Raw genomic sequence first — 3,156 nt, 5'->3', positions numbered from 1 at the left:
GCGCCGGCTCGCTGACATCGCCCTTGCGGGACCGCTTCGGCATTGTCCACCGGCTGGAGTTCTACACGCTGGACGAGCTGAGCAGGATCGTCACGCGTTCGGCCGATATCGTCGGCATGGCGCTCGACGCGCCGGGCGCGATGGAGATCGCACGCCGCTCGCGCGGAACGCCCCGTGTCGCCAACCGTTTGCTGCGCCGCGTGCGCGACTACGCCCAGGTGCGCGCGGACGGTCATGTGTCACAACAGGTCGCCCAGGCCGCGATGGACATGCTCGATGTCGACAAGGAAGGCTTCGACGTCATGGACCGCAAGCTGCTGTCGGCGCTGGTGGAGCGCTTCGACGGCGGACCGACCGGCGTGGAAAGCCTTGCCGCGGCAATCGGTGAATCACGCGACACGATCGAGGACGTGATCGAGCCCTATCTGATCCAGCAGGGTTTCATGCAGCGCACGCCGCGCGGACGTCAGGCGACACGGACGGCGTGGCTGCATCTGGGCCTGCAGCCGCCGGCGGGCAGCGGCGAACCGGCGCCCGGCCTGTTTCCGAACGCCGAGTGATCAGCGCCGCCGCGGTCGGCGCGCGGGGTTGTTAACGAAAGACGGCGGCCTGTACCGGCCCGTCGAGTTCCGCCCAGGCGCGGAACATGCCCGTGGTGCTCATCGGCAGGCAGACCAGACCGTCGCGATCGACACCGATCAGTCCCCCCATGCCGCCGCGCTCGACGATCTGTTCTATCACCAGTTCGGCCGCGGCCGTCATCGGTTCATGGCGCAGCAGCATGCGCCAGTGGATCTGCGCGGCGGCGTTGACCCGGATGAAGGATTCACCGTGGCCGGTCGTCGAGATGGCGCAGCTGTCGTCGCAGGCCCAGGTTCCCGCGCCGATAACGCCGGAATCACCGACCCGGCCCGGCGCCTTGTTGGTCATACCGCCGGTCGATGTGGCCGCGGCAAGGCAACCGTCGCGGTCACGCGCGACGGCGCCCACCGTCCCCAGCGGCTCGTCGTGGTCCAGCACGATCGCCTCGTGCTCGCGCGCCCGGCGAAGTTGCTGCACGCGACTGTCGATCACGAAGTAGTCGGGTGGGGCGGTGGCGACGTGAAAACGCTCGCAGGCCCTGTCGGCTTCGGCGCCGACCAGCAGCACGTGGCGACCGTCCTCCATGATCGCGCGGGCCAGCGCGACCGGGTTGCGCGGACTGCGCACGCCCGCCACACCACCGCATGCGCCGTCACCGCGCATGATCGACGCGTCCAGCTCTGCGACACCTTCGGAATTCAGCACCGCGCCTCGGCCGGCGTTGAAGAGTTCACAGTCTTCGAGCTGCCGAACCGCCTGTTCCACCACGTCGATCGCCGGCACCCGATCCTGCAGGGCCTGTCGCGCTGATTCGCCAATTGTCTCCAGTGCCAGAAGATGTTCCGCGTAGCCGTGGTCGCGCCGCGGAATGTCGCCTGCGCCGCCATGAATGGCAAAGGAAACGGGATGATGAGCCATGGACGCGGAGCCATTGGGAGAGGGGTTCAATAATACGCGTATAATCAGCGGTTTACTGGTGAAGAAGGCACGGAATGCCGAATCTCGACGAGATCAGCACGTTCTGGTGGACCACTCGCGTCTACTACGAGGACACCGACGCCAGTGGCGTCGTCTATCACGCCAACTACCTGCGCTACCTGGAGCGGGCCCGAACCGAGTGGGTCCGCCACCTGGGCTGGTCCCAGGAACGTCTGCGCAGCGAACTGGACCTCTGTTTTGCGGTCAGTGAGATGACCATGAAGTTTCTCGGACCCGCCCGACTGGATGATGAAGTGGCGATTTCGGTGCAGGTGGCTGAGTGCAAGCGCGCCAGCATCCGCTTCCATCAGGCCATTCACGTCGGCTCATCGGACGGGCGCGGCCTGATCCAGGCGCAGGTCCGGGTTGCCTGTCTGACCGAATCGACTTTCAAGCCGCGCGCGCTGCCGGCTGAATTCTTTGGGAGCAACGCATGAACAACGAGCTGTCGCTGACCCACCTGATCTTCGACGCCAGCCTGCTGGTGCAGCTGGTGATGGCGGGTTTGATGGTCGCCTCGGTGCTGTCGTGGATCATCATCGTCTCCAAGCGACGCATGCTTGGCCGAACGTCCCGCCTGGCGAATCGCTTCGAGGACCGCTTCTGGTCGGGCGGACAGATTTCCGAGATCTACGACCGCGTGAAGGGCAGCGAGCATGCCGATCACGGCATGGAGGCGTTGTTCTTGGCCGGTTACGAGGAATATCGTCGCCAGCGTTCGAACATCCAGCAGAGTGATGAGCGCGGCGTAGACGAATCAGCCGCGAGCGCGGTGCAACGGGCGATGCGCGTGGCCCAGATGCGCGAGGTTGATCGCATGGAGGGCGGGCTTCCGGTGCTCGCGACCATCGGTTCGACCAGCCCCTACGTGGGCCTGTTCGGCACGGTCTGGGGCATCATGCATGCGTTCATCGCCATCGGGAACGTCAAGCAGGCGACGCTGGCCATGGTCGCGCCCGGTATCGCCGAGGCGCTGATCGCAACGGCCATCGGCCTGTTCGCCGCCATTCCCGCTGTCATCGCGTTCAACATCTTCACCAGCCAGGTCGATCGCCTGGAAAACCGCTTCCAGACGTTCTCGGAAGAGCTGGTGGGCATCCTGGAACGTGGCCTGCAGAGCACGGGCCGTCGGCCCGAGGCCTGAGAGCGCAGAGGATTTCGCCATGGCACGCAGAAAACTGGCCGCGGAAATGAACGTGGTGCCCTACATCGACGTCATGCTCGTGCTGCTGGTGATCTTCATGATTACCGCGCCGTTGCTGACCCAGGGCGTGGACGTGGACCTGCCCGACGCGAACGCGGAACCGATGTCGGTGGATTCCAACCACGAACCGGTGATCCTGTCCGTCGATGCGGCCGGCGACATGTACCTGTCCATCGGACCGGACCCCGAGGCACCGATTTCGCGTGACGAGGCGATCACGATCATCGAAACCGCGAAACGGAGCCGGCCCGATCTCTCCGTCGTGCTGGAAGGTGATGGCAAGGTCGCCTACCAGTCGATCATGCGGGCGATGACGACCTTGCAGGCGGCGGGTATCTCCCGGATCGGCTTCGCGGCCGATCCCGAGCTGATCGAAGCCGCCGGCTCCTGAT

Annotated in this window: 5 protein-coding genes; 4 read left to right on the top strand and 1 reads right to left on the bottom strand. The window is 65.5% G+C overall.

Annotated features, from left to right (window positions below; translation table 11 throughout):
• Nucleotides 1-560 (top strand): Holliday junction DNA helicase RuvB C-terminal domain-containing protein (locus ABNS06_RS03450; RefSeq protein WP_348672579.1); only part of this gene is annotated, 560 nt, incomplete at its 5' end.
• A gap of 31 nt (nt 561-591) precedes the next feature.
• Here ABNS06_RS03450 and ABNS06_RS03445 read toward each other — a convergent pair.
• Nucleotides 592-1,500, bottom strand: coding sequence for an isoaspartyl peptidase/L-asparaginase (locus tag ABNS06_RS03445; protein ID WP_348672578.1), 909 nt, complete (start codon nt 1,498-1,500; stop codon nt 592-594).
• 74 nt (nt 1,501-1,574) lie between these two features.
• Here ABNS06_RS03445 and ybgC point away from each other — a divergent pair, with 74 nt between their 5' ends.
• The 3 genes from ybgC to tolR are packed head-to-tail and all read left to right on the top strand — an operon-like array spanning nt 1,575 to nt 3,155.
• Nucleotides 1,575-1,997: a tol-pal system-associated acyl-CoA thioesterase gene (ybgC, locus tag ABNS06_RS03440; RefSeq protein ID WP_348672576.1), complete on the top strand. Its 423-nt coding sequence runs from the start codon at nt 1,575-1,577 to the stop codon at nt 1,995-1,997.
• Complete coding sequence (gene tolQ / locus ABNS06_RS03435) at nt 1,994-2,704, top strand: protein TolQ (RefSeq protein ID WP_348672575.1); 711 nt, start codon at nt 1,994-1,996, stop codon at nt 2,702-2,704. The genes ybgC and tolQ overlap by 4 nt, the downstream gene beginning before the upstream one ends.
• A gap of 19 nt (nt 2,705-2,723) precedes the next feature.
• Nucleotides 2,724-3,155: a protein TolR gene (tolR, locus tag ABNS06_RS03430; protein ID WP_348672573.1), complete on the top strand. Its 432-nt coding sequence runs from the start codon at nt 2,724-2,726 to the stop codon at nt 3,153-3,155.
• The last annotated feature ends 1 nt before the right edge of the window (nt 3,156 follow it).

This window comes from uncultured Abyssibacter sp. (assembly GCF_964000955.1).
In the GTDB taxonomy this organism is placed as follows: domain Bacteria; phylum Pseudomonadota; class Gammaproteobacteria; order Nevskiales; family OUC007; genus Abyssibacter.
Note: the sequence above shows the minus strand (reverse complement) of the source record. Positions and strands in the feature narration are given on the sequence as shown.